A 1,757-nucleotide genomic window follows, 5' to 3' on the forward strand; every position below is an offset into this window, starting at 1 on the left:
ATCTCGACAAGGCCGGCATTGCCAATGCGCAGGTGCGGCAGGGCGACATCTTCGCGCCGCCGGTCGAGCGCGACGCCTTTGATCTCGTCACCATCCACCAGGTGCTGCACTATCTCGACGATCCCGCCCGCGCCATCCGTGAGGCGGCCAGGCTGCTGCGCCCGGCTGGCCGGCTGGTGATCGTCGATTTCGCGCCGCATGCGCTGGAGTTCCTGCGCGATCAGCACGCGCATATGCGGCTCGGCTTTTCCGACCGGCAGATCGCAGAATGGTTCGCCGAGGCGGGCCTCGCGCTCGAGGACAGCCAGGAATTCGAGCCGCGCGGCCAGGCCGAGGCCAGGCTCACCGTCAAGCTGTGGCTCGGCCGCGACCGCCGCATGCTGATCGCCGACCCCTCAAACGACACACTACCGGCCAAAGCATACCAAATTGGGGAAACAGCCTGATGAACCAGTTCCGCTTTTCCCGCCGCCCCGATATTGGCGACAAGGTTCGGGTCTCGTTCGAGTTCTTCCCGCCGAAGACGGACGAGATGGAAGCCAGGCTGTGGGACACCGTCACCCGGCTGGAGCCGCTCAAGCCGAAATTCGTCTCGGTGACCTATGGCGCCGGCGGCTCGACGCGCGAGCGTACGGCCCGCACGGTCAAGCGCATCCTCAACGAGACGACGCTGACGCCTGCAGCGCACATGACCTGCGTCGACGCCGCGCGCGATCAGGTCGACGCCGTGGTGCGCGAATTCGCCGACATGGGCGTCACCCGCTTCGTCGCGCTCCGCGGCGATCCGGCCGCTGGCGTCGGCACCGCCTACAGGCCGCATCCGGACGGCTATGCCAATGGCGCGGAGCTGGTCGGCGCGATGAAGAGCGCCGGCGATTTCGACATCTCGGTCTCCGCCTACCCGGAAAAGCATCCGGAAAGCCCCGACTTCGCCACCGACTTCGACATGCTGAAGCGCAAGGCCGACAATGGCGCGACCCGCGCCATCACCCAGTTCTTCTTCGACAACGATCTCTACGAGCGCTATGTCGAGCGTGCGCGGCGGGCCGGCATCTACATTCCGATCGTGCCGGGCGTCCTGCCGGTGCACAATTTCACCCAGGTCGCCAATTTCTCGGCGCGCTGCGGCGCGCTGGTGCCGGCGTGGCTGGCCGAACGCTTCGAGGGATTGCAGAACGACCCGCAGACGCATGCGCTGGTGGCCTCCGCCGTGGCGGCCGAGCAGGTGCTGGACCTGGTCGAACGCGGCGTCAGCGACTTCCATTTCTACACAATGAACCGCGCCGACCTGGTCTTTGCCATCTGCCACATGATCGGCATCCGCTCGCATGAAGCGGAAGCGACGGGCTCGGCCGCGGCCTGAGCTGTCGTCGTGACATGAAATGCAAAAGGCCGGGTGAAACCCGGCCTTTCGAAATGGATTGACTGTCAGCTGCTGTTTTCTTCCGCTCTGGCGGTTACGGAAGAACGCCTATGATTAGGGCGCCGATGAATGCAAACGCTGCACAAATCATCAATGCGTTGATTGGCCTCGTCAGTCCCATGTCATAGCCTCCTCTTAAGAGCTATGGCAGGAGTCTAGGGTCATTTGTGCCACAGGCAAGCGGAAAATGTGCTGCAATGCGACGTGATTGTGGAATTTGCGACCTGGCTTTTGCCGTTAGGCATTGAAACTCTTCGGCAAAAGTCGACTTAGGGCTTGTGAATAAATTGTGGCGGGGCTGCGGCGGAAGCTGGGCATGGCAGCGCTACCAGGG

2 protein-coding genes are annotated in these 1,757 nt (G+C 63.5%); both read left to right on the forward strand.

The window, feature by feature from the left end; all coding sequences use genetic code 11:
- On the forward strand, positions 1 to 446 hold a 446-nt coding region (locus EN781_RS31835; protein ID WP_145965760.1), incomplete at its 5' end, for a class I SAM-dependent methyltransferase.
- Positions 446 to 1,363 (forward strand): methylenetetrahydrofolate reductase [NAD(P)H], encoded by a 918-nt coding sequence (gene metF / locus EN781_RS31840; protein WP_126053876.1) that lies wholly within the window; start codon positions 446 to 448, stop codon positions 1,361 to 1,363. The genes EN781_RS31835 and metF, both read left to right, overlap by 1 nt.
- Positions 1,364 to 1,757 lie beyond the last annotated feature (394 nt).

The organism is Mesorhizobium sp. M4A.F.Ca.ET.090.04.2.1, from assembly GCF_003999085.1.
Classification (GTDB): Bacteria; Pseudomonadota; Alphaproteobacteria; order Rhizobiales; family Rhizobiaceae; genus Mesorhizobium.